Here is a 25,347-nt window from a genome sequence, read left to right as displayed (position 1 = left end):
ATCGATATCGGCGTGGCAATGCAAGCGCAACACACCGGTTGTCGCGGTCGGCCTAACCTAGCGGAAAGCTGGAAACGCTCAATCCCAGATGAAGGCGATCTTCTTCAGCGCCTTCTGGTCGAAGACTTCGACCCCCTCGGCCACGTCACGGCCGCCGGCACCCTGGTAGAAGGACAAAGCTCCGGAATTGTCCTCAAGCGCCCAGACGACGAGGCCGTGAAGCCCGGAGGCGGCAAGCCGGTTGCGGGCTTCGGCAAACAGCCGGCTGCCAAGTCCGATGCCCTGATATTCGGGCCGAAGGTAGAGCTCGTAGATTTCGCCCTGCTGCGACAGCTCGCGGGCGCGATTCTTGCCGATCGTTGCGTAGCCGGCCAGCTTCCCGCCGATCTCGATGACAATCACGCTCGCCGCGCGCCTGATCGCATTCGCCCACCATTCGGCGCCGCGCCGGCCGATCATCTTGGTCAGCGCCCGGTGCGGGATGATGCCGCTGTAGGCGCCGGTCCATGCTTCGTAATGGACCTCGGCGATGGACGCCGCATCGCGCGGTTCAGCCTTCCTGATATCAATCGTCAGCGTGTTCATGATCTATTAACCATAAACACTGCGCGGACTCTCTGGCAAGCGGCTATTGTCCACCACCGACAATCGCCGGCACCGACAATCGCCGGCACCGACAATCGCCGGCTAGTCGATGGGATCAAATTTCGACGAGGTGGTCGTCGAGTTCGTTGATATCGTCGACGCGTACTGGAAAATGCTCCGAAAGCAGAGCGCCCACGGCGGCGATTGCAGTCACGAACCCATCGGTCAGCCTCTCGTTCCCGGCGTCTTCGATCAGCCCCGCGACGATTGAATCCCACATCTCCTGCGGCACCTTCGCTGCGATCCTTGCGTCGGCGATGATCTCGGCGTAGCGCTCGGCCAGTGACACGAATATCAGCACGCCTGTGCGTTCGGCAGTCAAATGGACGTTGCGTGCAAGGAACTGCTTCAACGCGTTGTCATGCGCACGCATGTATTGCCATCGGCGCGGCGCCAGTCGCACGCGGATGTCGGGCAGCGCGTAGATCAGCAGCAGCGCCAGCGCGATCGCTAGCAATTGCGCGCCAACGAAGACAGGCAGCCGCATGGTCAGCCACCACGTCTCGATCAGGAACGCGACGCCGAGGCTGATGACGAGGATCGACAGGATGACGACCAGCGAGGAGGAAAAGAAATAGCCGTCGCTGCGCTGCGCCACCACGCAATAGATTTCTCCTGATGTCGAGACCTCGGCATTCCGGATCGCCTCGGCGACGCGCTGGTGTTCTTGCTCGGTGATGGCGGACCTCTTCATTACCAGCTCCCCGAAGACCCGCCGCCGCCCGACGAACCGCCACCGCCGGAAAATCCGCCGCCGCCTGACGATCCACCTGACCAGCCGCCGCCGGACGAACCGCCGCTCCAGCCGCCGGATGACGAGCGGCCGCTTGAATTATAATTGAAGGTCATGCCGAGCCATTCATAGCGGCCCGGCCCCAGCTTGCGCCCGTAGATGCGCGGCAGGATCGACATGGCGAAGCCGCCGAAGAACAGCGTCGCCCAGACGATGAGGAACAGCGCAATGATGAGCGTGTCTGGATCCCAACTGGTATCCTGGTTGCGCTTCGCTCTTGCCTCCAGCTCGGCGGCGTTGCCATCGAGCACCATGACGATGTCGTCGACTGCCCGCGAAATTCCCCCGGAGAAATCCCCGGCACGGAAGGCTGGCACCATGGTGTTTTCGATGATCAGCCTGGAGTGGAGGTCGGTCAGTGTGCCCTCGAGCCCGTAACCGACCTCGATGCGCATCTTGCGGTCGTCGCGCGCCACGAGAAGCAGGATGCCGTTGTCCTCGCCGGCTTGGCCAAGGCCCCACGTGCGGAACAGCCGGTTGGCGTAAGGTTCGATCGCTTCGCCGTTAAGGCTGGGGATGGTTGCGACGACGATCTGGTCCGAGGACTTTTTCTCGAAATCCTCGAGCTTTCGAACGAGTTCCGCCTCGGGTCCGGGTTCGATCAGGCCCGCATTGTCGACAACCCGCCCGGTGAGCGTCGGCAAGCTCTGCGCTGATGCAAGGTGCGCGCATGCGACGAGCAACAGTGCAAGGCATGCGACAACGACATACCGACCCGGACGGGGATCGGCAAAAGGGTTGGGTGTGAAAGGCGTCACGACCCGCCCCGCGATGAAAGGATCAACCGCCCTGCTGTTGCGTGCCGAAATCGACCTTCGGTGGCTCCATGGCGTCATCCGCGGCCGTGAAGTTCTGGAACGGCTTGTTGCCGAACCACAGCGTGTTCCACAGCATGGACGGGAAAGTCCTGAGCGACGTGTTATAGACACGCACGGCTTCGATGTAGTCGCGCCGGGCCACGGCAATGCGGTTCTCGGTTCCCTCAAGCTGCGCCTGCAGCGCCAGGAAGTTCTGGTTCGCCTTGAGGTCCGGATAGTTTTCGACGACGGCCAGCAGCCGCGAAAGCGCGCTGGTCAGGCCGGCCTGGTTGTCCTGAAACGCCTTGAACGCCTCGGGGTCGCTCAGCGTTTCGGGCGTGACCGTCACCTGGGTCGCTTTCGCGCGCGCCTCGACAACGCTTTCAAGCACTTCCCTTTCGTGGGAGGCGTAGCCCTTCACCGTCTCGACCAGATTGGGAATGAGGTCGGCGCGGCGCTGATACTGGTTCAGGACCTCGCTCCAGGCCGCCTTGGCCTGCTCTTCCTGCGTCGGGATGGTATTGTAGCCGCAAGCCGAGAGCAGGGGCAGCAACAAAAGAGCCAGAAACGTAGGCACTCGAACGGCGAGAAGGTTGCGGGAAAGCTTGGCAAGCATGGGATCATCCCTCAAGGTCATGACTGAACCGAAACGAGAATTAGCATGGCTGGGTCGGAAAGACACGATGAAGAACGCGCTGAATCCCGGCGCATATTGGAACGCGTGTCCCAGGAGGCCGAGGCCGGCGGCCGAGGCGCCATCGATCGTGCCGCCAACAGGGCGCGAGACCACCTGACGGCCTCCGATGTAGACCAGAGCGACTGGGCGGAGTATTGGGGGACGCGCATCGGACGAACGATAGGAGCCCTGTTCCTCGTCTTCCTCATCTTCTGGCTCGTCATGTATCTTGCCCAAGGCCACTGAAAAATGACCCCTGAATCCATCGCAGCACCCCGGGCGGTTATCGTGATCTCCAGCCATGTGGCGCGGGGATCGGTGGGCAACCGAGCCGCTGTTTTCGCCCTTGAGACGCTAGGATATCCGGTCTGGGCGGTTCCCACCGTGATTTTGCCCTGGCACACCGGACATGGCCCATCAACGCGCATTGTGCCGATTCCAGAGCAGTTTTCCGCCTTCACGAGAGACCTCGAGCAGGCTGCGTGGCTTGGCGAGGTCGGCGCGGTGCTGTCGGGCTATCTCGGGAACGCCGAACAGGCGGCCGACGTGGCTTCCCTCGTCCGCAGCGTCAAGGCGCAGAACCCGAAGGCGCTCTACGTCTGCGACCCGGTCATGGGCGATAAGGAAGGTCTCTATGTCCCGGAGACAACCGCTGCCGCGATGCGCGATCTCCTCATCCCCCTCGCCGACGTCTCGACGCCGAACCGTTACGAACTGGAATGGATCGCCGGCCACAAGCTGCGCGGCCTTGCCGATATCATCGCTGCGGCGCGAAAGCTTGGTCCTGCCCGTATGCTGGTGACCTCATCGCCGGGGCGCTCGCTGGGTGAAATCGGTAATCTGCTCGTGACGAAGAACGACGCGCTGCTGGCCGAACATCGACAGATTTCAGGTCCGCCCAGCGGCATGGGCGACCTCACTTCCTCGGTGTTCCTGGCGCGCTTGCTGGCCGGTAACGCGGACGAGCAGGCGCTACGGACGACAACGGCGACAGTCTATGAGGTGCTCTCGCGGGCCGCCGAGCGGGGCGGCGACGAGCTTCAGCTCGAAACGGACGCCGTCAGCCTCTCCCGTCCGGCGGCCGCAGTCGAAATGCGCCGTCTTACGAACGAAGGCGAACGACTGGCTTGATCGTTGCTTTAGCTGACTAACCCACGTTGCAGTGCAAAAAAATGCCGTTAATGTCTGCCCATGGTCCATCTTCCTGAACATCTAATCGCCGGCTACCGCAATTTCATGAGCGGCCGCTACGCTTCCGAAAGCGATCGCTACCGCGCGCTCGCGCGGGACGGACAGTCTCCCGAAACGATGGTGATCGCCTGTTGTGATTCCCGCGCCGCGCCGGAGTCGATCTTCGATGCCGGGCCGGGCGAGCTTTTTGTCGTCCGCAACGTCGCCAATCTGGTGCCCCCCTACGAGCCGGACGGGCGCCATCATTCGACTTCGGCCGCGCTGGAATTCGCTGTCCAGAGCCTGAAGGTGAAGCACATCGTCGTCCTCGGCCACGGTCGCTGCGGCGGCATCGGGGCGGCGCTGAACACCTCAGCCACACCGCTTTCGCCGGGTGACTTCATCGGCAAGTGGATGAGCCTGATTGCCCCAGCTGCGGAAACCGTCGCAGGCTCCACCCTGATGACGGCCTCCGAGCGCCAGACGGCGCTGGAGCGCATTTCCATCCGCTATTCGATCGCCAATTTGCGCACCTTTCCCTGCGTGAAGATTCTCGAGGGCAAGGAGAGGCTGACGATTTCCGGCGCGTGGTTCGACATCTCGACCGGCGAATTGTGGGTCATGAACCGCGACACCGGCGATTTCGAGCGTCCTGACCCGGCGATCTGATCGACGACGCGGCGCATCGCGTTGCGGTACAGCGAAGCCGCACCTACATCGCCCAAGACCCACCTGTAGGAAATTTTCATGACAAAGCCCGTCGATCTCGATCGCCATCCGCTCACGCATTGGGACGGCCCCCTTGGTCTGCCGGACTTTTCGCGCATCGACGACGCCGATTTCGGACCGGTTTTCGACGCCGCACTGGCTGCGCACCAAGCCGACATCGACGCGATAGCCGACAATCCCGAGGTCCCGACAGTCGACAACACCTTTGCGGCTATGGAGCTGTCCGGCGACCCGCTGGACCGTGTGTCGGCGATCTTCTGGTGCAAGACCGGTGCCAACACCAACGACACCATCCAGGCGATGGAACGCGAGATCGCCCCGAAAATGTCGCGGCACTATTCGGCGATCTCGATGAACGAGAAGCTGTTCGCGCGCATCGACGACCTCTACCAGCGGCGGTCCTCGCTCGGCCTCGACCCCGAGACGTTGCGGCTGGTGGAAAAGAGCTGGAAAGGCTTTGTGAAGTCGGGCGCGAAGCTCGACGCCCATGGCAAGAAGCGGCTTGCGGCGGTCAACGAGGAATTGTCCTCGCTCGGCACTACCTTCAGCCAGAATGTGCTGGCGGACGAAAAGGAATGGGTGATGTTCCTCGGCGCGGACGATCTTGCAGGTCTGCCCGAATTCCTGAAAAGCGCGATGGCTGGCGCAGCGGAATCCCGTGGCCGAAAGGGCGAGTATGCGGTCACACTGTCGCGTTCGATCTACGAGCCCTTCACCACCTTCTCCGAACGGCGCGACCTGCGCGAAAAAGCCTTCAAGGCTTTTATCAGTCGCGGCGAAACCGGTGGCGAGACCGACAACGCCCCCGTCGTGAAGAAGATGCTGGCCCTGCGCGCCGAAAAGGCGAAGCTGCTCGGCTACGAAAGTTTCGCGGCGCTCAAGCTCGACGACACGATGGCCAAGACGCCGAAGGCGGTGTTCGAACTTCTCGAACCCGTCTGGGAAAAGGCGCGGGAAAAGGCCGCAGCCGACGAAGCCGAACTACAGCGTCTCGCAGCGGCCGCGGGCAGCAACGAGAAGCTGGCAGCCTGGGATTGGCGCTTCTACCAGGAGAAGCTGCGCGCCGAAAGATACGCCTTCGACGAAGCCGAGCTGAAGCCCTACCTTCAGCTCGAACAGATCATCGCCGCCTGCTTCGATGTCGCGACGCGCCTATTCGGCGTCACCTTCTCCGAAAAGCAGGGCGTACCCGCCTGGCACCCCGATGCGCGTCTTTTCGAGGTCCTGAACGCCGACGGATCGCGTCGCGGCCTGTTCCTCGCCGACTATTTCGCCCGGCCTTCCAAGCGTTCGGGCGCATGGATGAGTTCGCTCCAGTCAGGCTACCGGCTCGGTCACGGGTCCAGTCCGTTCATCTACAACATCATGAATTTCGCCAAACCGCCGGCTGGCGAGCCGGCGCTGTTGTCGCTCGACGAAGCAAAGACGCTGTTCCATGAATTCGGCCATGCGCTGCATGGCCTGCTGACGGAAGCATACTGGCCATCCCAGTCCGGCACGTCCGTTTCGCGCGACTTCGTGGAACTGCCATCGCAGCTCTACGAACATTGGCTGACCGTTCCGGCCGTGCTCGAAAAATTCGCGCGCCACTACAAAACGGGAGAGGCCATGCCGCAGGCCCTGCTCGACAAGATGCTGGCTGCCAGCACGTTCGACGCCGGCTTCCGGACGGTAGAATTCACATCGTCCGCGCTTGTCGACATGGCCTATCATTCACAAAAGGATGCGCCCGCCGATCCACAGGCTTTCGAAGCCGAGACCCTGAAAAAGCTTGGCATGCCGGATGCCATCGTCATGCGGCACCGAACGCCGCATTTCTCTCATGTCTTCTCAGGCGACGGCTATTCGGCCGGCTACTATTCCTACATGTGGTCGGAAGTGCTCGACGCCGACGCCTTTTCCGCGTTCGAGGAAGCCGGCGACGCCTTCAATCCCGAGATGGCAGCGAAGCTGAAGAAGCATATCTATTCCGCTGGCGGCTCGGCCGACCCGGAAGCGCTCTACACGGAATTTCGGGGCAAGATGCCGACGCCAGACGCGATGATGGCCAAGCGCGGCCTAGCCTGACCGCCAAGCAGTCACGTTCCACGAGTTTGCTTCAGCGCTTGGGATAGCAGGTCAGGGGTACATCCGGCCAAATGGCCTGATCGCAGCCTGCGTCAGCTTGCTGACGCTTGAATTCGGGCGAAGTCGGGCCGGTCACCATGTGATCGACGCCGAACGCCGCGTCAGGAAAAGCTTCTTCCGCAGCCGACTGAGGCAAAGCCGGCCCTTCGATCTGGCGCGTCCCGGTCGAGTGGGCAACACCTGCTGCTAGCAGGAGTGCTACCGACGCGGTTGCGACTGTGCTTCGGAAAACGCGAGAAAAAGCCGTGTTCATGGCCGTTAACTTTTCTGGCGGGGAATCGATCCGCCTTGTTACACTTTTAATTGTCGGCCCAGATCCCTAATTTTCGGTAACCAATAGCCCCCTTTCGCAACTGCGAAAAAACCTGTATGAGCCGCGCAACTGAAGTTGCGGCGCCGGTATCCGCGTGCCGCCCCACTCCCGAGATACGATCATGAAACTTCGCAACATCGCGATCATCGCGCATGTCGACCATGGCAAGACTACACTCGTCGACCAGCTCCTGAAACAGTCCGGCTCCTTCCGTGAGAACCAGCGCGTCGCCGAGCGCGTCATGGATTCAAACGACCTCGAGAAGGAACGTGGCATCACGATCCTCGCCAAGGCTACGTCGATTGTCTGGAAGAACACCCGCATCAACATCGTCGACACCCCCGGCCACGCCGACTTCGGCGGCGAAGTCGAGCGCATCCTCTCCATGGTGGACGGCGCCATCGTGCTCGTCGACGCTTCGGAAGGCCCGATGCCGCAGACCAAGTTCGTGGTCGGAAAGGCGCTCAAGGTCGGCCTGAAGCCGATCGTTGCGATCAACAAGATCGACCGTCCCGACGGCCGCCATGTCGAAGTCATAAACGAGGTGTTCGACCTCTTCGCCAATCTCGACGCGACCGACGATCAGCTCGACTTCCCGATCCTTTACGGTTCGGGCCGCGATGGCTGGATGAACGTCAATCCGGAGGGTCCCAAGGACGAGGGTCTCGCACCGCTGCTCGACCTCGTGCTGAAGCACGTTCCCGAGCCGACTGTGGAGGAAGGCCCGTTCCGCATGATCGGTACCATTCTCGAGGCCAATCCGTTCCTCGGCCGCATCATCACCGGGCGTATCGCCTCTGGTTCGGTCAAGCCGAACCAGGCGGTCAAGGTTCTCGGGCAGGACGGCAAGACCATCGAAACCGGCCGCATCTCCAAGATCCTCGCCTTCCGTGGCATTGAGCGGCAGCCCATCGAGGATGCGCAGGCAGGCGACATCGTCGCCATCGCCGGCCTCTCCAAGGGCACCGTCGCCGACACGTTTTGCGATCCGGCTGTCACGGAGGCTATGAAGGCGCAGCCGATCGACCCGCCGACGGTCACCATGTCCTTCATCGTCAACGACAGCCCGCTCGCCGGCACCGAGGGCGACAAGGTCACCAGCCGCGTCATCCGCGACCGGCTGTTCAAGGAAGCCGAAGGCAACGTCGCGCTGAAGATCGAGGAAGCCGAGGGCAAGGACTCCTTCTACGTGTCCGGCCGCGGCGAATTGCAGCTCGCCGTGCTGATCGAGACCATGCGTCGCGAGGGCTTTGAACTCGCCGTCTCGCGTCCGCGCGTCGTCATGCATAAGGACGAGACCACCGGCCAGATGATGGAGCCGATCGAGGAAGTCGTCATCGACGTCGACGAGGAGCACTCCGGCATCGTCGTGCAGAAGATGTCCGAGCGAAAGGCCGAGATGGTCGAACTGCGTCCGTCCGGCGGCAATCGCCAGCGCCTCCGTTTCTACGCTCCGACCCGCGGCCTGATCGGCTATCAGTCGGAACTTCTGACCGACACGCGCGGCACCGCCGTCATGAACCGTCTGTTCCACGACTACCAGCCGTTCAGGGGTGTGATCGCCGGTCGTACAAACGGCGTTCTGCTCTCCAATGCCTCGGGCGAAGCCGTCGCTTACGCCATGTTCAACCTTGAAGATCGCGGCCCGATGATCATCGAGCCGGGCGAGAAGGTTTATCAGGGCATGATCATCGGCATCCATAGCCGCGACAACGACCTCGAGGTCAACGTGCTGAAGGGCAAGCAGCTCACCAACATCCGCGCCGCCGGCAAGGACGAAGCCGTGAAGCTGACCCCGCCGATCCGCATGACCCTCGACCGCGCCCTGTCGTGGATCCAGGACGACGAGCTGATGGAAGTGACACCGAAGACGATCCGGCTGCGCAAGCTCTATCTGGATCCGAACGACCGCAAGCGCTTCGAAAAGCAGAAGCTCGCTGGCGCGGCCTAAGCTTTTCCTCGGGCTTCCGCAGGAACGCCTCTTAACTAAACTCCGTTTGGCTTGTGCCGAGCGGAGTTTTTTTCATGCCAAGCAACACCTACCAGCTCTTCGAGCGGGCGATGGCGAAGCGCAGGCCGATCGCCTGCCGTTACCAAGGGCATCCACGCGCGATCTGCCCCGTCATCCTTGGTCACTCGGGCAGCGTCGAAAAGGCGCTCGTCTGGCAGTTCGCCGGTTCCAGTAGCAGCGGCGCGGTAAGCGGTCGATGGAAATGCCTGACGCTTTCAGAGGTAGAGAAGGCAGAAATCGTCGAAAGGCCATGGCGTATGGGCGAGCGTCACGGGAATACCCAAAGTTGCGTGAAGGATGTCGACCTGGACGTCAATCCGGACAGTCCGTACGCCCCAAGACGGCGGTTGCCCGTGCTTCGCGTGATCAAGTAGCCACTGGCGCTTGCGCTGGACCGGAAAATAGGCCGGCCTGTATCTGTGTGTTCACGTCGGTTCGATCTAACCGCGAACTCCCGCCGGATCGAGCCCGTGTCGAACATCAGAAACAGCACATCCCCCTTGTTACCCATCCTTGTCTGCCTCGCTGGCGTCTTCCTGCTTTCGGCAATGGACGCGGCAGTCAAGGGTCTGGTCCTGACGATCGGCGCCTATAACGCGCTTCTGTGGCGCAGTGTCTTCGCCAGCATCGCGGCGGGAACAGCATGGAAGGCAACTAAACAAACGCGCCCCGATGCAAATGCCCTGCGGCTCCATATTCAACGCGGCATCGTCATGTGTTTCGTCGGGTTGCTGTTCTTCTGGGGAGTCGGCCGCCTTCCGCTCGCCGAAGCGATTGCATTGTCTTTCGTCGCGCCGCTGGTGGCGCTTTTCATGGCCGCCATCATGTTGGGCGAGCGAATTGGCCGGTCCGTCATCCTGGCGTCCATCATCGGCATGGTCGGGGTGGTGATTATCCTGTTCGGCAGGTTTGGCGCAGGCAACTACGCGCCTGACGCCCTGCTTGGGGTGGTCGCAATCCTCGCTTCCGCTTTCTTCTATGCCTATAATCTGGTGCTGACCCGCCGTCAGTCGCTTGTCGCGAAGCCGTTGGAAGTCGTGTTTTTCACGAATCTGGTTGCGTTGGTCCTGCTAGGTGCGGCGGCGCCCTGGTTTGGTCTGTGGCCAGCCCCGGACCAGTGGGCGCCGATCATCGGCGTGACAGTGCTGGCTCTCGGAGGGCATGCCATGTTGAGCTGGGCCTACGGCCGCACCGAGGCTCAATATTTGATACCGACGGAATATTCGGCATTCGTCTGGGCGATCCTGCTCGGATGGTTCTTTTTCGATGAGGCTGTGGGCGCGTCTACAGTTGCCGGCGCGGTGTTGATCACCCTCGGGTGCCTGCTAGCATCCCGCTCGAAGCCCAAGCTCGCCGAACCCATCGAGGTGGCCGCCATCTGATCGAGGGGCTTGGTCAGCCATTTGGCTGGGTCAAACAAAGTGGTTATGATCTTTGGGGAGGAAATCCGATGGACCTGACATCGCTTCTGATCTTTGCCGGCGCGCTTATCGTGGCCGCAGGATCGCCCGGCCCATCGATTGCGGCCCTTGTGTCGCGCGTCATCGCGAAGGGCTTCCGCGATGTCTTTTCGTTTCTGGCTGCCATGTGGATCGGCGAAGCGATATGGCTTTCAATGGCCGTGTTCGGGCTCGCGTTTGTCGCGCAGACCTTCCACCTCGCTTTCGTCGTCGTGAAATGGGTCGGGGTCGCCTATTTGGCCCGGCTTGCATGGAAGATGTGGACTGCGCCGGTCGTGGTTCGGGATGGCGCCATGCCGCGCGAAGATTCGCCGGCAAAGCTTTTCCTCGCTGGCATGGCCGTCACGCTCGGCAATCCGAAGATCATGATGTTCTATTTGGCGCTCCTGCCGACCATAATCGACCTCGGCTCCGTAACGATTCTCGGTTGGGTCGAGCTGACGCTCACAATGGCGCTGGTGCTTATCGCCATCGACCTGACCTGGGTCATCGCTGCAGCGCAGGCGCGGCGGCTGCTGAAGAGCGAGCGCGCCATGCGCATAGCCAACCGGGTAAGTGCCGGAACTATGGCCGGAGCGGCGGCGGCGATCGCGACGCGGCCCTGACAGTCGCATCTCCTTCACGTCATGTCGGCATGTGAAACGGCGGCAGATGGTCGCCAAACTGTAGCCTTCTGCTACCATAGTCGCAAAAGCATGCTTCGAGGGAGGGATTCGACGCCATGGCCGACACGCGCGCAGCATCCGCGAAGGTAGCCCGCAAGGGTAAGACCTCAGGACCCTCCCGGTCTTCCATCCATCTGATGGACAGGGCACCGGCAGAGGATGTCGCCGCCTATGAAAAGGCCGTACTGGACCGGGCCGCAGCACTCGCCGAAAAGGCCGTTCTTTCGCACCGCAAGGGCGAAAGCGTCATCTCCATAGTCACAGACCCGGCCATCGTTTGCGAAGGACGAGGACAGACCGTGATCACCGTGGTCAACGACAACATGCCTTTCCTGTTCGATTCGGTGATCGGCGAGGTGTCCGATACGGCCGGCGAACCGACGCTGGTCGTCCATCCCGTGATCGGCGTACGGCATGACAGGAGGGGCGTCAGCGAAATCGTCGGCGACGGTGTCAAGGACGTAGACCGTCTTTCGGTGATCCACATCCATGTCGGCGCGCTTTCAGAGGAGGATGCGACCGGTCTCAAGCAACGGCTGCAGAGGGTTTTGGCCCAGGTCCGCTCGGCGGTTGCCGATTGGAAGCCCATGCTGTCGCGGCTGGAGCGCGTCATCTCGGACTACCGCCATCAGCCGCCGCAGCTGGACAAGCGCACAATTGCCGAGGCGCTCGCGTTCCTGGAATGGCTGCGCGACGACAACTTCACCTTCCTCGGCATGCGTGAGTTCCATTACACGGGCGGCGAGAAGACCGGCACGCTCACACGAGCGAAAGCGCCGGGACTGGGCATACTGGCTGACCCTGACGTGCGTGTCCTGCGAAGGGTCGGTGGAGAGGCGACAACGCCTGAAATCCGGGCCTTCCTGCATGGCCCGGAGCCGTTGATCGTCACCAAGGCCAACGCCAAGTCCCACGTGCACCGCCGCGCCTATCTCGACTATATCGGCATCAAGACCTTCAATGAGAAAGGCAAGCTCACGGGCGAACTGCGCGTCGTCGGGCTCTTCACCTCGACTGCCTACACGCGCTCTGTCATGAAGATCCCCTACCTGCGCTCGAAGGCCGAGGCGGTGATCCGCAAGTCCGGCTTCAACCCGGACGATCACTCGGGCAAGGCGCTGATCAATGTGCTCGAAAGCTATCCGCGCGACGAGCTGTTCCAGGTTTCGGTCCCGCTGCTGCGCAAGCATGCGGACGCGATTCTGGGGCTGACCGAACGCCCCCGCGTCAGGGTGCTCTACCGTGTCGACCAGTTCGACCGCTTCGTCTCGGTTATCGTGTTCGTGCCGCGCGACAGATACGATTCCATCGTCCGCGAGCAGATTGGGCAATATCTGAAGACCGTGTTCGAGGGCCGCGTTTCGGCCTACTACCCCGCCTTTCCAGAGGGCGGGCTGGCGCGTGTCCACTTCATTATCGGGCGCTCGACCGGCAAGACGCCGAAAGTAGAGCCGCGCGTGATCGAGCACGCAATCCGTGACATCGCTCGCACCTGGGAAGACTCGTTGCGCGAGGCGGCCGCCGATGCCGGCGCCGATCTTGCGCTGCTTACGGTCGCGGCGCGGCTGCCGGTGAGCTATCGTGGCTCCTTCACCGCATCGGAAGCGCTGGCGGATGCGCGGCGGATAGCCGTCGTGGGACCGGACCGTCCCATCATCATCGACTACTATCGTCACGGGGAGCAGACGCCGGCGCAGGCATCGCTGAAAATCTATCACCATGCCGGGCCGGTTTCGCTCTCGCGCAGGGTGCCGGTGCTGGAGAACATGGGTTTCCGGGTGATCAGCGAGCGCACCTTCGAGGTACAGGGAGCGCCCGACGGGCCGGTTTTCATCCACGACATGGAACTCGACAGTGCTTTCGGAGCGCCGATCGACCTGTCCGACAACGGCAAGCTGTTCGAGGAGGTTTTCCTGTCGGTGTGGCGGCGGGAAGCCGACGACGACTATTTCAATGCGCTCGCCCAGACCGCCGGTCTAGGCGCACCCGCCATCGGCGTGCTTCGTGCCTATGGCAGATATCTTCAGCAGGCAGGCATTCCCCAGAGCCAGTGGATCATCGCCGGCGTCCTGAACCGCTATCCGCGGATCGCACAGGCGCTCTACAAGCTTTTCGTGCAGCGCCTTGGACCGGCAGACCGCAAGGACGCGTCTGTTACCGCGAAGCAGATGAAGGCGGAAATTCGGAAATCCCTCGAGAACGTGCCCGCCATCGACGACGACGCGATCATCCGTCGTTATCTCAACCTGATCGAATCGACATTGCGCACCAACCACTTCGTGCCGGACCTGCGCGCAAAGGGGCAATCGCTGGCGTTCAAGCTCGATTCGCGCGTCGTTGACGGCTTGCCCGAGCCAACGCCATGGCGCGAGATTTTCGTCTATGGCCCGGAGGTTGAAGGCGTGCATCTGCGCTTCGGACCGGTCGCCCGCGGCGGGTTGCGCTGGTCGGATCGCGCGCAGGACTATCGTACGGAAGTGCTGGGCCTCGTGAAGGCGCAGCAGGTGAAGAATGCGGTCATCGTACCGGTTGGCGCCAAGGGTGGCTTCTATCCCAAGCGCTCCACGGCGGGCCTTTCCCGCGACCAGATTTTCGACGCAGGCCGCGCGGCCTATATCAACTTCGTCTCCAGCCTGCTTTCGATCACCGACAACATCGAGGGTGACCACGTAGAGCCACCCGCGGACGTGGTGCGGCGCGACAAGGATGACCCCTATTTTGTCGTCGCCGCCGACAAGGGGACCGCCACTTTCTCGGACACCGCCAACGCCATCAGCCAAAAGCATGGCTTCTGGCTCGACGATGCGTTCGCCTCCGGTGGCTCCGCCGGCTACGACCACAAGAAGATGGGCATTACAGCCAAGGGAGCGTGGGAAGCGGTCAAGCGGCATTTCCGCGAGATGAACCGCGACATCCAGGCGACACCCTTTACGGTCGCAGGTGTCGGGGACATGTCGGGCGACGTATTCGGCAACGGAATGATGCTGTCCGAGCAGACGCGGCTCATCGCTGCTTTCGATCATCGCGACATCTTCATCGACCCTGATCCTGACCCGGCCGTGTCGATGGCGGAACGCACGCGGCTGTTCGCGCTTCCGCGCTCAAGCTGGCAGGACTACGACAAGGCCAAACTCTCCGTCGGAGGCATGATCGTCTCGCGCAGCCAGAAGTCGATCACGCTGACGCAGGCGGCCGCAACCGCCATCGGCCTCGACAAGACTGTCGCGCAGCCGACCGAGATCATCAAGGCAATCCTCAAGGCGCCCATCGACCTGCTCTGGTTCGGCGGCATCGGAACCTACATCCGTGCTACCGGAGAAACGAACCAGGAAGTCGGCGACCGTGCCAATGACGCGGTTCGCGTAACCGCAGCCGACATTCGTGCGAAGGTTATCGGCGAAGGCGCCAACCTCGGCGTGACCCAGCGGGCGCGCGTCGAATTCTGCCTGCTTGGCGGCGCCTGCAATTCCGACGCAATAGACAACTCGGGCGGGGTCAACTGCTCGGACGTCGAGGTGAACATCAAGATTGCTCTGGCATCCGCGATACGTAAGGAAACGCTTACGCGAAATGCCCGCGACAGGCTTTTGACTGCCATGACCGACGAGGTGACCCACCTGGTGCTTGCCAACAACTACCAGCAGACGCTGGCGCTCTCGGTCGCACGCAAGACGGGAATGGCGGAATTTCCGCATCACGTCCGCTTCATGGCTTCCCTGGAGGCGAGGGACCTGCTCAACCGCGAGGTGGAGAACCTGCCTTCGCCGGCCGATCTCGTCGAGCGCGAAGGCCGCCGTGAACCTCTTACCCGTGCGGAACTAGGCGTTCTTCTTGCCTACGCCAAAATCGTATTCTTCTCGGACATCATCGCCAGCGACGTTCCCGATGAGCAGCACTTCGAGCAGGATCTTAGCGCCTATTTTCCGGACCGGATGGAGCGGAAGTTCGCCGGCGAGATTGCCTCGCACAGGCTGCGGCGCGAAATCATCACGCGCGTCGTCATCAACGACATGATCAATCGCGGGGGACCATCCTTCGTCACTCGGCTGCGTGAAGCAACAGGATGCGAAACGCGCGAAGTGGTGCGCGCGTTCGCCATCGTTCGCGACGGCTTCGCCCTGCCGGCGCTCTACGCGGAAATCGATGCGCTCGACAATCGCATCGACGGACAGGTCCAGCTGGATCTCTATACGAGCGTGGGCCGTGTGTTGTTCGAAGCCGTGGCCTGGGATCTGAAGAACAGCACAGGCGACAAGGCTCTGGCCGAGCAGATCGCAGCGCTTCGGGAAGCGCGCCGCGTCCTGGAGCCGAAGCTCCACTTGCTTTTGCCGAAATTCCCGAAGGAGAGGCTCGCTGCACGCAGGCTTGGACTGGTCGAGTCAGGCGTGCCGGAAAGGCTTGCGGCGCGCCTCGCCCTGCTCGATGCTTCGGAGCTGATCCCTGACATCGCGCGCGTCGCATCCGATGCCGGCGCGGACCTTATCGATTCCGCGAAGGCATTCTTCGCAGTGACGCACGCGTTTCGTGTCGGACGTATCGAAGCTGCGGCGAGCTCGATTGAACCGTCCGACTATTATGAGGACATGGCGCTATCGCGCGCCGGAGATACGATCGATGCCGCGCGGCGGGGCATTGCGGTCGCAGCACTTTCGGGCCATGGCAAGCAAGCCGATCCAGTCGCATCATGGCTGGAGGCCGGTGGCGAGCGCGTCGCCAGAACACGCGAGCGGTTGCAGGCGCTGACGGAGGGAGGCGAGATCACGGTCTCGCGTCTTTCCGTTGCGGCCGGTTTGATGAGCGATTTGGCCAATGCCTGAGGCGGCCTGAAAGGACAATCGCGTGAGCGAGACTGAGCCAAAAGCACCTCGGCGCGGCATCTGGGGATGGATGCTGTTCGACTGGGCAGCACAGCCTTTCTTCACCGTAGTCACCACCTTCATCTTCGGCCCCTATTTCGTGTCACGTATGGCGGCTGATCCCGTAGCCGGCCAGGCGGCCTGGGGGTACGGCATTGCGGCGGCGGGTCTTGTCATTGCAGTTCTCTCGCCGATCCTCGGTTCGATCGCCGACCAGACCGGGCCAAGAAAGCCGTGGATCGCGATCTTCGCGGTGATCAAGATCGTCAGCCTCTGCGCTCTGTGGTTCGCGGCGCCGGGGTCGAGCCTTTTCTGGGTCGTTCTCGCGTTCTCGCTGGCTTCAATCGCGGCCGAGTTCTCGGTCGTTTTCAATGATTCCATGATGCCGCGTTTGATTCCCAAAGCTGACATCGGCCGCGTCTCCAACGTCGCCTGGGGGCTCGGCTATCTCGGCGGCATGATCGTCCTGATTTTCGTCGTCGCTTTCATGGCCAGCTCGCCTGAGACCGGAAAGACGATCATCGGCTTGAATCCAGTATTCGGCCTCGATCCGGCTCAGGGCCAGGATGCTCGCGCGACCGGCCCGCTTTCAGCGCTCTGGTATGTCGTGTTCATCCTGCCGATGTTCCTGTTCACGCCCGACGGCAAAAAAGGCCTGCCGATCGCCACCGCCGTGCGGAGGGGGCTCTCCGAACTGGCCTCGACCGTGCGCGAGGTTCGCAAGCGGAGCGGCATTCTGCGATTCCTCATCGCCCGCATGATCTACCAGGACGGCGTCGCCGCGTTGCTTGCGTTGGGCGGCGTATTCGCCGCCGCCATGTTTGGCTGGTCGATCATGGAGATTGGAATCTTCGGCATCATCCTCAACATCGTCGCCATCTTCGGTTGCGTCGCCGCAGGCCGGCTCGACACGAAATTGGGATCCAAGGTCGTCGTCATCGTGTCGCTGGCGATGTTGATCGTCGCCACTCTTGGAATCATATCGACCGGGCCGGGCTACACCTTCTTTGGACTGCTGCAACTGCCGGGCGTCGACAGTCTAGGCATGTTCGGGACACCTGCCGAAAAGGCCTACATCGTGTTCGGCCTGCTGATCGGCCTCGCGTTCGGCCCAGTGCAGGCCTCTTCGCGATCCTATCTTGCCCGAAGCGTAACGGCCGACGAAGCCGGTCGCTATTTCGGGATTTATGCGCTCGCAGGCCGCGCTACCAGCTTCGTCGCGCCGTTCACTGTGGCGACTGTCACCGCGCTGACGGGTTCGCAGCGGCTGGGGATGGCAACCATCCTGCTATTTCTGGTCGGCGGACTGATCGTGCTCTGGCCGACACCTTATCCGGCCGACAAGGTCCAAGACTGAGCATGATCGGAGCAAAGAAAAACGGCGGACGATTGCTCGCCCGCCGTCTGCGTTTGGACCACCCGCAGAGAGGTTGATCAGGAAGCGGCTTCTTCCGCCGGTGCGGTAGCTGCGGCGATCGCTGCAGCCGCGTCTTCCTGTGCCTTCTTCAGCGCGGCGAGGCGTTCCTGCGCCTTCTTGCCGGGCTGCGCCTTGGTCGGGTTGCTGCGGGCTTCGCGCTTGGTGATGCCGGCCTCGTCGAGGAAGCGGGCGACGCGGTCGGTCGGCAGCGCGCCGTTCGACAGCCAGTGCTTGACCCGCTCCTCGTTGATCTTCACGCGCTCGCCGTCCTTCGGCAACAGCGGGTTCCACGAGCCGACCTGCTCGATGAACCGGCCGTCGCGCGGCGAACGGACGTCGGCGATGACGACGTGGTAGTAGGGACGCTTCTTCGAGCCCGCACGGGCCAGGCGAATCTTCAACGACATTCTTTAGCTCCTTGGAATTCTGTCGGTTGATAGCTTGTCTGTTCAGGTGTTCTGCTTCAGCTCGCCGTTTCCGGCGGCGATCTGTTCGTGGTGGCGGATCACCTCCTTGACGACGAAGTTAAGGAACTTCTCCGCGAAATCGGGATCGAGTTGCGCTTCGTCCGCAAGGCGGCGCAGCCGCGCGATCTGCTGGGCCTCGCGAGACGGATCGGCCGGCGGCAGTCCATGCTCGGCCTTGAGAACGCCGACCGCCTGCGTACAGCGGAAGCGCTCCGCAAGCATATGGATCAGCGCCGCATCGATGTTGTCGATCGAGGCGCGGTAGCCTGCGAGCTTTTCGCGCGCAGCGTCCATTCCTGCCGGTTCGCTCATTTCCGCCTCACTTCTTCTTGCCCACGCCAGGAAAGTTTCCAGGCAGGCCGCCCTGACCACCGAGACCCGGCAGCTTCATCCCGCCGAGGCCGGGCAGCCCACCACCCATGCCCTTGCCGAGACCAGCAGCTTCAGCCTGCTTCTGCAGGGCCTCGAGCTGCTTGGGGTCCATCTTGGAAAGGTCGGGCATGCCGCCCATGCCGGGCATCATGCCGCCCCCGAGACCACCCAATCCCATCTTGCTGGCAAGACCGCCCATCATGCCGCGCATCATCCCGCCGCCTTTGCCCTTGCCGCCCATGGCCTTCATCATATCGGCCATCTGGCGGTGCATCTTGAGCAGTTTGTTGATCTCGGACGCATCAGTTCCCGAGCCGGACGCGATACGCTTCTTGCGGCTGTGCTTGAGCAGGTCTGGATTGGCGCGCTCGGCCTTGGTCATGGACGAGATGATGGCGATCTGGCGCTTGAACATGCGGTCGTCGAGACCGGCCGCAGCGAGCTGATCTTTCATCTTCCCCAGGCCGGGCATCATCGACATGATGCCGCCCATGCCGCCGAGCTTCGACATCTGCTCGAGCTGGCCGGCGAGGTCGTTGAGGTCGAACTTGCCCTTGGCCATCTTCTCGGCCATGGCGCGCGCCTTCTCGGCGTCGATGGTCTCCGCAGCCTTTTCGACGAGGCTGACGATATCGCCCATGCCGAGGATGCGGTCGGCGATGCGCTTGGGATGGAACTCCTCCAGCGCGTCCATCTTTTCGCCGGTGCCGATCAGCTTGATCGGCTTGCCCGTGACCGCGCGCATGGAGAGGGCAGCGCCACCGCGTCCGTCGCCGTCCATGCGGGTCAGCACGAGACCGGTGATGCCGACGCGCTCGTCGAAGTTGCGCGCGAGATTGACCGCGTCCTGGCCGGTCAGGGAGTCAGCTACCAGCAGGATCTCGTGCGGGTTCGACGCGCTCTTGATGTCGGCCATTTCGAGCATCAGCGGCTCGTCGATATGCGTGCGGCCGGCCGTGTCGAGGATGACGATATCGTGGCCGCCCAGCCTGCCCGCCTGGACCGCGCGCTTGGCGATGTCGACCGGCGACTGGCCGGCGATGACGGGCAACGTTGCGACACCGGTCTGCTCGCCGAGCTGGCGCAACTGCTCCTGCGCGGCCGGGCGGCGCGTATCGAGCGACGCCATCAGAACCTTGCGGTTCTGGCGATCGGTCAAGCGCTTGGCGATCTTGGCAGATGTGGTCGTCTTGCCCGAGCCCTGCAGGCCGACCATCATCAGCACGACCGGGGCCGGTGCGTTGAGGTCGATCGCGACGCCATCCGAACCCAGAGTCTCGACCAGCTCGTCATGGACGATCTTGACGACCATCTGGCCCGGCTTGATCGACTTCAGCACCTCGGCGCCGACCGCCTTGGCGCGCACCCTGTCGGTGAAGGAACGCACGACGTCCAGCGCCACGTCTGCCTCAAGCAATGCCCTGCGAACCTCGCGCAGCGCAGCCGAGACGTCCGCCTCCGACAGCGCGCCACGACCGGTAAGGCCGTTCAAGATCGAGCCAAGTCGTTCCTGTAGGTTCTCGAACATCTTGCTTCCTTGCTCCCGGCAACAAAACCGGGAGGTAGTGCTTCCTGACCAGTCATCCAAGCGATAAGCAAAGCCAAAAAGCACCCGGGGGCGCATCGCGCTGCCGGGTGTTGGCTTCCGGGATCATCCTCTCATAAGGCGTCCCGGTCAGCTTGCTCGGAGTATTACTCGTCGCGGAATTTGCGCGGCTTAGATAGGAAAAGCGCCAAGGAGTCAAGTTTGACGGCGGTTTCAGCCCAAATCCGGCCTTACCCTCAACGGCGACCGCGGATGCAACAGCAGCAACCACGTCAAGCCGATCGAAACAAGGCTGATACCTGCGATCAGGGCCGTCTCGCCGGAGGTCCAAGCCAGGCTGTCCAGCGGCGGTGCCTGGAAGAGCGCGAGACCGCCGAGCGTCTGGTCGTGAGAGATGAGGGCAAAGCCCGTGAGATTGTTGCCGAGATGGGCGCCCATGGCAGCGCCGAGGTTGCCGGTTGCATAAACCAGGAGCGCCAGCAGCGCGGAAAACGCACCGATGGCGATCATGACGCCGATATTCATGCCGATCGGGGAGACCGGGTTCCAGTGCAAGGCAGTGAACACAAGGGTAGGCAATACGGCCCAGACGATTGGACTGCGGAAGAGAAAGGCCAGACCGCGCTGGAGATACCCGCGAAAGAGAAGTTCCTCCGCCGAGGTCTGAATGAAGGCGAAAAACGCCAGCGGAAGAAAAATCAGAGCCCAGGTGCCGATGGCGATGGGACCGCGCGATATGCCGGGCATGACCGACAAATAGGCGATTTCGGTCACGAGCGAGGTGACGACCACGGCCGCAAATCCCCTGATAAAACCGGATCTCGAAATGCGCGCGCTGACGCCGAACAGGCGCGACAGCTTTTCCTTGTGGAGCAGGCGCATCGCGATCCAGATACCGATCCAGATGCCAGCGAAGGTGACGAGCGTCGCGAATATGCCGGTGGAACTGCCCAGAAACCTCTGGATCGGATCGCTTCCGCCCGAACTGTCCGCTGGCCCCTGAAGCAAAAGTCCATAGGACCCAGCAAAAATCACGGCCATCGTCGTGCCGAACCACAAGACGACGATAATGATGACGCCGAGGATAAGGCGCAGGATCGTCGTCTTTTCGTTGGGCGAGTGCCTGTAGCGCTCGAAAGCCGAGGAATCGATTGCCATCGGGAATCCGGTTGAGGAAGAGTTCAAAACGATAGGGTCCATGAACGGTTGCCGCGTCAAGGGGAAGCACTGTGCTTTATAGGTGGAAGGTAAAGGCCCGGTTCGTGCGCGACGGCATGCGCCATAAGGCGTGTCCTGCCGATCACAACATCGGCAACATCGTCCTTTGAACGCAATTTGCCGCAACAAACGCTTGATCGTCGTCAGCTTTTTAGGCATTCGCACAGGATCATGGCTGCTTTGCCTGTCTGCTGGGTCGTGATGAGCTTTGTGTCGGTGACGAGTTCCCGCGACGAGGGGACGTTGGTTCAGGCAACTTGGGAGAACAGCATGGCATTTCTTGCCAGAGGAAAAATGGTCGTGATGGCAGGCGCAGCCGCGCTGGGTCTGCTGCTGACAGGGGCAGCGCAAGCGCAGTCGTGCGGCGACAGCGCAGCCGGGTTCGAAGCCTGGAAGGCGGATTTCGCCCAGCAGGCCAAGGCCAACGGAGTGAAAAAGAAGGGGTTGGCGGCGCTGGCCAATGCCGACTACGCCTCGGCGACGATCAAGGCCGACCGCGCCGTCAAGAAGGCGTTCAGTGGTTCGGTCGAGGACTTCATGAAGCGTCGTGGTGCGTCCACGATCATCTCCAAGGGCCGTTCGCTGAAGAAACAGAACGCGGCGCTCTTCAACAAGATCGAGAGCACCTATGGCGTTTCACCCGGTGTGATCCTCGCCATCTGGGGCATGGAAACCGGCTTCGGCTCCTTCATGGGCAAGCAGAACACGGTCTCGGCCATTGTGACGCTTGCCTATGACTGCCGTCGTCCCGATTTCTTCACGCCGCACGCTATTGGCGCGCTCAAGCTGGTGGACAGCGGTGCGCTAAGCTCCAGTTCGGTTGGCGCCATGCACGGAGAGATCGGCCACACCCAGTTCCTTCCCGGCAACGTGTTGATCTACGGCGTCGGAAACAAGAACCTGCGCGACAAGAATGTTGCGCTCATGTCGACGGCCAACTTCCTCAGGGGACATGGCTGGCAGCCCGGCGTCAGCGCCGAAGGCAATATGGGCGCGATCGCCGGATGGAATTCCGCGCGTGTCTATCAGCAGGCAATCGCGCGCATCGCCATGGCGATCGACGGCGATTGATTGACCCGACATTGAAAACAAAAAAACCCGGCTCAAGGCCGGGTTTTTTATTTCGCGAGTCGCCGGAAGGGTTCAGCCCTTGCGCTTCCTTGCCGCCAGTGTGCGCAGACGAAGGCCATTGAGGCGGATGAAGCCTTCCGCGTCCTTCTGGTCGTAGGCGCCACGATCGTCTTCGAAGGTTACCAGCGCATCGGAATAGAGCGACTTCGGCGAGCGGCGACCCGTCACGATGACATTGCCCTTGTAGAGCTTGAGCCTCACATCGCCTTCGACATCTTCCTGGCTCTTGTCGATCAGGGCCTGCAGCATCTCACGCTCGGGCGAGAACCAGAAGCCGTTGTAGATCAGTTCCGCATAGCGCGGCATCAGCTCATCCTTGAGATGCGCGGCGCCCCGGTCGAGCGTGATAGATTCGATGGCGCGGTGGGCCTGAAGCAGGATGGTGCCGCCGGGCGTCTCGTAGACGCCGCGCGACTTCATGCCCACGAAGCGGTTCTCTACGAGATCGAGCCGACCGATGCCGTTGTCGCGGCCGAGATCGTTGAGCGCGGCAAGCAAGGTTGCAGGCGACAGCTTCTTGCCATCGATGGCGACCGGATCGCCCTTCTTGAAGGAAATGGTGATTTCCGTGGCCTTGTCCGGCGCGTCCATCGGCGAAACGGAGCGCTGGTGGACATATTCCGGTGGCTCGATCCACGGATCTTCGAGCACCTTACCCTCGGAAGACGAGTGCAACAGGTTCGCGTCAACAGAGAACGGAGCCTCCCCCAGCTTGTCCTTCGCCACCTGGATCTGATGATCGCGAGCGAAGTTCAGCAGGTCAGTGCGCGACTTGAACGACCAGTCGCGCCAGGGAGCGATCACCTTGATATCGGGATTGAGCGCATAGGCGGACAGCTCGAAGCGGACCTGATCGTTGCCCTTGCCGGTGGCGCCGTGAGCGATGGCGTCGGCGCCAGTCTCTTTTGCGATATCGACCAGATGCTTGGAGATCAGGGGCCGGGCGATCGAGGTCCCAAGCAGATAGAGCCCCTCATACTGGGCGTTGGCGCGGAACATCGGGAACACGAAATCCGAGACGAACTCTTCCCGGACATCGACGATGCGGATGTCCTTGATCCCCATCAGTTCCGCCTTCTGGCGGGCCGGCTCCAGTTCGCCACCCTGGCCGAGATCGGCGGTGAAGGTCACGACCTCCGCGCCGAGTTCGGTCTGGAGCCACTTCAGGATGATCGAGGTGTCGAGCCCGCCGGAATAGGCAAGCACCACCTTCTTGACGTTTTTCCACTTCGACATGCCGGTCCCCGGAATTTTCACGTTTTCGGGGCGCTTCATAGCAGGAAAGCCGGGAGGGACAAGCCGAACACTCGCGGCAAACGGTGCTGGACCAAGCGGAACCAGCGCTTGAACGGCTGGCGCGGAACATGATGCGGGACTATAGCTTCGACACATTCAGGGCGCGCCACATGTCCTTCATTCCAGATTCCGCCGTTCTCCTACAGTTCGCCATCGCCTCCGTGATCCTGTCGATCACGCCAGGCCCGGACATGACGCTCTTCGTCAGCCGGACGCTCAGCCAAGGTCGTGCGGCCGGGCTCGCGTCGATGGCCGGTGCGCTGACAGGCGTCCTGATCCACACGACACTCGTCGTGGTCGGCGTATCGGCCCTGATCCTGGCATCGCCCACTGCATTCCTCGTGCTGAAAATCTTCGGCGCGGGGTATCTCGTCTTTCTCGCCTATCAGGCGCTCCGCTACGGCTCCGCTTTCTCCCCGCAGGAGAAGAAGGGGCCGCGCATCTCGATTGCCCGCAGTTTCTCCGTAGGGCTCGGCGTGAACCTGATGAATCCCAAGGTCATCCTGTTCTTCGTGACCTTCCTGCCGCAATTCGTCTCGGCTCACGATCCCCACGCAGCCGGGAAGCTGTTCTTCCTCGGGGTGATGTCGGTGGTCATCGCGATTCCGTTGTCGGTACCGATGGTGCTTGCGGCTGATCGTTTCGCCGCCGCCATGAAGGCGAGCCCGCGCGTGACGCGCTTCGTCGACTATCTTTTCGCCGGCGTGTTCTCGGCCTTCGCCCTGAAGATTATTTCGGCTCAGGCGAAGTGATCTCGCGCGGCTTGCGCCAACCTCCGGCCGAACGTCCTGCTATCAGCCAATAGCCCAGCCCTCCGCACATTCCTGCGCCGATGAGGGCGAACATGAAACCGGGCTCGCCGATCAGCGATTGGTCAGCCTCGGTCGCGCTGCGGAAATAACCCATCACGACCGCACCGATGACGCCGCCAGCGATCGCATAATACAGCCAGTCGCGCAGGCCGATGATTTCTCCGGCAAGGATGGCGAACAAAGATGGAATGAAGGAAAAGTACGCCACGAACAGTGCAATGAACGGAATCGAGAAGACGACCGATCCTATCACCACAGCCGGCGTTTCCTCGGCGGTGAATCCCAGCATCGGCAGCGAAACCACATGAAGGAAGGCGCTGGAGCACAGCGCGGCGACGGCATAGCCGAGCAAGACCACCACGCTGCGGATGAGAAAAGTGAGGATGCCATTCATGCCGTGGGAAGCCTTCTGTTCCGCGCGATGAACCGTCCCGCCAACGTCCAGTAGGCCGCTCCGCCCGCAAATCCGCCGGGAAGCGCTGAAATGATCAGAAACGGCATGCTGAACGGAGAGCCTGCAAAGCCCCAAAAGAATGCCAACGAGGGTATGACATTGAGAAGACCCGCAGTCGCATAGTCGCGCCACCTCGACCAGTCGAGCCTTTCCCCGATGATGATGGCGACGATGAAACCGGGCAACGCGCACAGGAAGGTCCAGAAGAAGCCGACCGCGAACATGCCCGGCAGGTCCCGCAGAAGGCCCATCAGCGAGCCGTTGGTCCCGCCATCCGGCAGCGCCGCGGGTGCGAGCATGATAGATTCGGTGACAACAACGGCGACGCAGACGGCGGCGAGGTATCCAACAGCGATGAGAGCAATCTTGCCCAGTATTCTCACCACGCCGGC

The 25,347-nt window shown here is 62.1% G+C and carries 24 protein-coding genes; 12 read left to right on the top strand and 12 right to left on the bottom strand.

Annotation, left to right across the window (positions count from 1 at the left end):
* Positions 1-78: 78 nt before the first annotated feature.
* From ABMA32_RS15545 to ABMA32_RS15530, 4 genes are all read right to left on the bottom strand, one after another.
* On the bottom strand, positions 79-585 hold the full coding sequence (locus ABMA32_RS15545) for a GNAT family N-acetyltransferase (RefSeq protein WP_349014650.1): 507 nt from the start codon (positions 583-585) through the stop codon (positions 79-81).
* Positions 586-700: 115 nt separating this feature from the next.
* Positions 701-1,339 (bottom strand): TPM domain-containing protein, encoded by a 639-nt coding sequence (locus tag ABMA32_RS15540; RefSeq protein WP_349014649.1) that lies wholly within the window; start codon positions 1,337-1,339, stop codon positions 701-703.
* On the bottom strand, positions 1,339-2,124 hold the full coding sequence (locus tag ABMA32_RS15535) for a TPM domain-containing protein (RefSeq protein WP_349014763.1): 786 nt from the start codon (positions 2,122-2,124) through the stop codon (positions 1,339-1,341). The genes ABMA32_RS15540 and ABMA32_RS15535 overlap by 1 nt, the downstream gene beginning before the upstream one ends.
* A gap of 94 nt (positions 2,125-2,218) precedes the next feature.
* Positions 2,219-2,851, bottom strand: a complete 633-nt coding sequence (locus ABMA32_RS15530; protein WP_349014648.1) for a LemA family protein — start codon at positions 2,849-2,851, stop codon at positions 2,219-2,221.
* A 45-nt stretch (positions 2,852-2,896) separates the two neighbouring features.
* On the opposite strand from ABMA32_RS15530, the gene ABMA32_RS15525 reads away from it, so the two are divergent.
* The 4 genes from ABMA32_RS15525 to ABMA32_RS15510 all read left to right on the top strand — a co-directional run bounded on the left by ABMA32_RS15525 (position 2,897) and on the right by ABMA32_RS15510 (position 6,877).
* Positions 2,897-3,157 carry a hypothetical protein gene (locus tag ABMA32_RS15525; protein ID WP_349014647.1) on the top strand — a complete coding sequence of 87 codons (261 nt, stop codon included), beginning with the start codon at positions 2,897-2,899 and terminating at the stop codon, positions 3,155-3,157.
* Between the two features lie 3 nt (positions 3,158-3,160).
* Positions 3,161-4,042: a pyridoxal kinase PdxY gene (gene pdxY / locus ABMA32_RS15520; protein WP_349014646.1), complete on the top strand. Its 882-nt coding sequence runs from the start codon at positions 3,161-3,163 to the stop codon at positions 4,040-4,042.
* 60 nt (positions 4,043-4,102) lie between these two features.
* Positions 4,103-4,750: a carbonic anhydrase gene (locus tag ABMA32_RS15515; protein ID WP_349014645.1), complete on the top strand. Its 648-nt coding sequence runs from the start codon at positions 4,103-4,105 to the stop codon at positions 4,748-4,750.
* 78 nt (positions 4,751-4,828) lie between these two features.
* The gene (locus ABMA32_RS15510) at positions 4,829-6,877 is read left to right on the top strand and encodes a M3 family metallopeptidase (RefSeq protein ID WP_425475531.1); all 2,049 of its coding nucleotides are present in this window, start codon (positions 4,829-4,831) and stop codon (positions 6,875-6,877) included.
* A gap of 31 nt (positions 6,878-6,908) precedes the next feature.
* Here ABMA32_RS15510 and ABMA32_RS15505 read toward each other — a convergent pair whose 3' ends face one another.
* Positions 6,909-7,190, bottom strand: a complete 282-nt coding sequence (locus tag ABMA32_RS15505; protein ID WP_349014644.1) for a hypothetical protein — start codon at positions 7,188-7,190, stop codon at positions 6,909-6,911.
* A 181-nt stretch (positions 7,191-7,371) separates the two neighbouring features.
* Between ABMA32_RS15505 and typA the strand changes: the two genes are divergently transcribed.
* From typA to ABMA32_RS15475, 6 genes are all read left to right on the top strand, one after another.
* Positions 7,372-9,201, top strand: coding sequence for a translational GTPase TypA (gene typA, locus ABMA32_RS15500; RefSeq protein WP_349014643.1), 1,830 nt, complete (start codon positions 7,372-7,374; stop codon positions 9,199-9,201).
* Positions 9,202-9,275: 74 nt separating this feature from the next.
* Positions 9,276-9,635, top strand: a complete 360-nt coding sequence (locus tag ABMA32_RS15495) for a hypothetical protein (protein ID WP_349014642.1) — start codon at positions 9,276-9,278, stop codon at positions 9,633-9,635.
* Positions 9,636-9,731: 96 nt separating this feature from the next.
* Complete coding sequence (locus tag ABMA32_RS15490) at positions 9,732-10,643, top strand: DMT family transporter (RefSeq protein WP_349014641.1); 912 nt, start codon at positions 9,732-9,734, stop codon at positions 10,641-10,643.
* A gap of 68 nt (positions 10,644-10,711) precedes the next feature.
* Positions 10,712-11,326 (top strand): LysE family translocator, encoded by a 615-nt coding sequence (locus tag ABMA32_RS15485; protein WP_349014640.1) that lies wholly within the window; start codon positions 10,712-10,714, stop codon positions 11,324-11,326.
* A gap of 116 nt (positions 11,327-11,442) precedes the next feature.
* On the top strand, positions 11,443-16,203 hold the full coding sequence (locus ABMA32_RS15480) for an NAD-glutamate dehydrogenase (RefSeq protein WP_349014639.1): 4,761 nt from the start codon (positions 11,443-11,445) through the stop codon (positions 16,201-16,203).
* 70 nt (positions 16,204-16,273) lie between these two features.
* The gene (locus ABMA32_RS15475; protein ID WP_349014761.1) at positions 16,274-17,599 is read left to right on the top strand and encodes an MFS transporter; all 1,326 of its coding nucleotides are present in this window, start codon (positions 16,274-16,276) and stop codon (positions 17,597-17,599) included.
* A gap of 77 nt (positions 17,600-17,676) precedes the next feature.
* On the opposite strand, the gene rpsP is transcribed toward ABMA32_RS15475, so the two are convergent.
* The 4 genes from rpsP to ABMA32_RS15455 all read right to left on the bottom strand — a co-directional run bounded on the left by rpsP (position 17,677) and on the right by ABMA32_RS15455 (position 21,202).
* Entirely contained in the window at positions 17,677-18,066 is a 390-nt protein-coding gene (rpsP, locus tag ABMA32_RS15470) for a 30S ribosomal protein S16 (protein WP_349014638.1), read from the bottom strand.
* Positions 18,067-18,108: 42 nt separating this feature from the next.
* On the bottom strand, positions 18,109-18,438 hold the full coding sequence (locus tag ABMA32_RS15465; protein ID WP_349014637.1) for a chorismate mutase: 330 nt from the start codon (positions 18,436-18,438) through the stop codon (positions 18,109-18,111).
* Between the two features lie 7 nt (positions 18,439-18,445).
* Positions 18,446-20,026, bottom strand: coding sequence for a signal recognition particle protein (gene ffh / locus ABMA32_RS15460; protein WP_349014636.1), 1,581 nt, complete (start codon positions 20,024-20,026; stop codon positions 18,446-18,448).
* Positions 20,027-20,257: 231 nt separating this feature from the next.
* Positions 20,258-21,202 (bottom strand): CPBP family intramembrane glutamic endopeptidase, encoded by a 945-nt coding sequence (locus tag ABMA32_RS15455; RefSeq protein WP_349014635.1) that lies wholly within the window; start codon positions 21,200-21,202, stop codon positions 20,258-20,260.
* 330 nt (positions 21,203-21,532) lie between these two features.
* On the opposite strand from ABMA32_RS15455, the gene ABMA32_RS15450 reads away from it, so the two are divergent.
* Positions 21,533-22,333 (top strand): lytic murein transglycosylase, encoded by an 801-nt coding sequence (locus ABMA32_RS15450; protein ID WP_349014634.1) that lies wholly within the window; start codon positions 21,533-21,535, stop codon positions 22,331-22,333.
* Between the two features lie 72 nt (positions 22,334-22,405).
* On the opposite strand, the gene ABMA32_RS15445 is transcribed toward ABMA32_RS15450, so the two are convergent.
* Complete coding sequence (locus ABMA32_RS15445) at positions 22,406-23,629, bottom strand: argininosuccinate synthase (RefSeq protein WP_349014633.1); 1,224 nt, start codon at positions 23,627-23,629, stop codon at positions 22,406-22,408.
* 170 nt (positions 23,630-23,799) lie between these two features.
* Between ABMA32_RS15445 and ABMA32_RS15440 the strand changes: the two genes are divergently transcribed.
* On the top strand, positions 23,800-24,441 hold the full coding sequence (locus ABMA32_RS15440; protein WP_349014760.1) for a LysE family translocator: 642 nt from the start codon (positions 23,800-23,802) through the stop codon (positions 24,439-24,441).
* Here ABMA32_RS15440 and ABMA32_RS15435 read toward each other — a convergent pair.
* Complete coding sequence (locus tag ABMA32_RS15435; RefSeq protein ID WP_349014632.1) at positions 24,419-24,895, bottom strand: hypothetical protein; 477 nt, start codon at positions 24,893-24,895, stop codon at positions 24,419-24,421. The genes ABMA32_RS15440 and ABMA32_RS15435 overlap by 23 nt on opposite strands.
* A complete protein-coding gene (locus ABMA32_RS15430; protein ID WP_349014631.1) occupies positions 24,892-25,341 on the bottom strand; it encodes a hypothetical protein in 450 nt (149 codons plus the stop codon). The genes ABMA32_RS15435 and ABMA32_RS15430 overlap by 4 nt, the downstream gene beginning before the upstream one ends.
* Between the last annotated feature and the right edge of the window lie 6 nt (positions 25,342-25,347).

Origin of the sequence: Mesorhizobium quangtriensis (genome assembly GCF_040081925.1) — a bacterium.
In the GTDB taxonomy this organism is placed as follows: domain Bacteria; phylum Pseudomonadota; class Alphaproteobacteria; order Rhizobiales; family Rhizobiaceae; genus Mesorhizobium_K; species Mesorhizobium_K quangtriensis.
Note: the sequence above shows the minus strand (reverse complement) of the source record. Positions and strands in the feature narration are given on the sequence as shown.

Excerpts from the sequence above, each read along its gene's own strand:
- ABMA32_RS15545 (WP_349014650.1), bottom strand. The coding sequence starts at position 585 with ATGAACACGCTGACGATTGATATCAGGAAGGCTGAACCGCGCGATGCG.
- ABMA32_RS15540 (WP_349014649.1), bottom strand. The coding sequence starts at position 1,339 with ATGAAGAGGTCCGCCATCACCGAGCAAGAACACCAGCGCGTCGCCGAG.
- ABMA32_RS15530 (WP_349014648.1), bottom strand. The coding sequence starts at position 2,851 with ATGCTTGCCAAGCTTTCCCGCAACCTTCTCGCCGTTCGAGTGCCTACG.
- ABMA32_RS15525 (WP_349014647.1), top strand. The coding sequence starts at position 2,897 with ATGGCTGGGTCGGAAAGACACGATGAAGAACGCGCTGAATCCCGGCGC.
- pdxY (WP_349014646.1), top strand. The coding sequence starts at position 3,161 with ATGACCCCTGAATCCATCGCAGCACCCCGGGCGGTTATCGTGATCTCC.
- ABMA32_RS15515 (WP_349014645.1), top strand. The coding sequence starts at position 4,103 with ATGGTCCATCTTCCTGAACATCTAATCGCCGGCTACCGCAATTTCATG.
- ABMA32_RS15510 (WP_425475531.1), top strand. The coding sequence starts at position 4,829 with ATGACAAAGCCCGTCGATCTCGATCGCCATCCGCTCACGCATTGGGAC.
- ABMA32_RS15505 (WP_349014644.1), bottom strand. The coding sequence starts at position 7,190 with ATGAACACGGCTTTTTCTCGCGTTTTCCGAAGCACAGTCGCAACCGCG.
- typA (WP_349014643.1), top strand. The coding sequence starts at position 7,372 with ATGAAACTTCGCAACATCGCGATCATCGCGCATGTCGACCATGGCAAG.
- ABMA32_RS15495 (WP_349014642.1), top strand. The coding sequence starts at position 9,276 with ATGCCAAGCAACACCTACCAGCTCTTCGAGCGGGCGATGGCGAAGCGC.
- ABMA32_RS15485 (WP_349014640.1), top strand. The coding sequence starts at position 10,712 with ATGGACCTGACATCGCTTCTGATCTTTGCCGGCGCGCTTATCGTGGCC.
- ABMA32_RS15480 (WP_349014639.1), top strand. The coding sequence starts at position 11,443 with ATGGCCGACACGCGCGCAGCATCCGCGAAGGTAGCCCGCAAGGGTAAG.
- ABMA32_RS15475 (WP_349014761.1), top strand. The coding sequence starts at position 16,274 with ATGCTGTTCGACTGGGCAGCACAGCCTTTCTTCACCGTAGTCACCACC.
- rpsP (WP_349014638.1), bottom strand. The coding sequence starts at position 18,066 with ATGTCGTTGAAGATTCGCCTGGCCCGTGCGGGCTCGAAGAAGCGTCCC.
- ABMA32_RS15465 (WP_349014637.1), bottom strand. The coding sequence starts at position 18,438 with ATGAGCGAACCGGCAGGAATGGACGCTGCGCGCGAAAAGCTCGCAGGC.
- ffh (WP_349014636.1), bottom strand. The coding sequence starts at position 20,026 with ATGTTCGAGAACCTACAGGAACGACTTGGCTCGATCTTGAACGGCCTT.
- ABMA32_RS15455 (WP_349014635.1), bottom strand. The coding sequence starts at position 21,202 with ATGGCAATCGATTCCTCGGCTTTCGAGCGCTACAGGCACTCGCCCAAC.
- ABMA32_RS15450 (WP_349014634.1), top strand. The coding sequence starts at position 21,533 with ATGGCATTTCTTGCCAGAGGAAAAATGGTCGTGATGGCAGGCGCAGCC.
- ABMA32_RS15445 (WP_349014633.1), bottom strand. The coding sequence starts at position 23,629 with ATGTCGAAGTGGAAAAACGTCAAGAAGGTGGTGCTTGCCTATTCCGGC.
- ABMA32_RS15440 (WP_349014760.1), top strand. The coding sequence starts at position 23,800 with ATGTCCTTCATTCCAGATTCCGCCGTTCTCCTACAGTTCGCCATCGCC.
- ABMA32_RS15435 (WP_349014632.1), bottom strand. The coding sequence starts at position 24,895 with ATGAATGGCATCCTCACTTTTCTCATCCGCAGCGTGGTGGTCTTGCTC.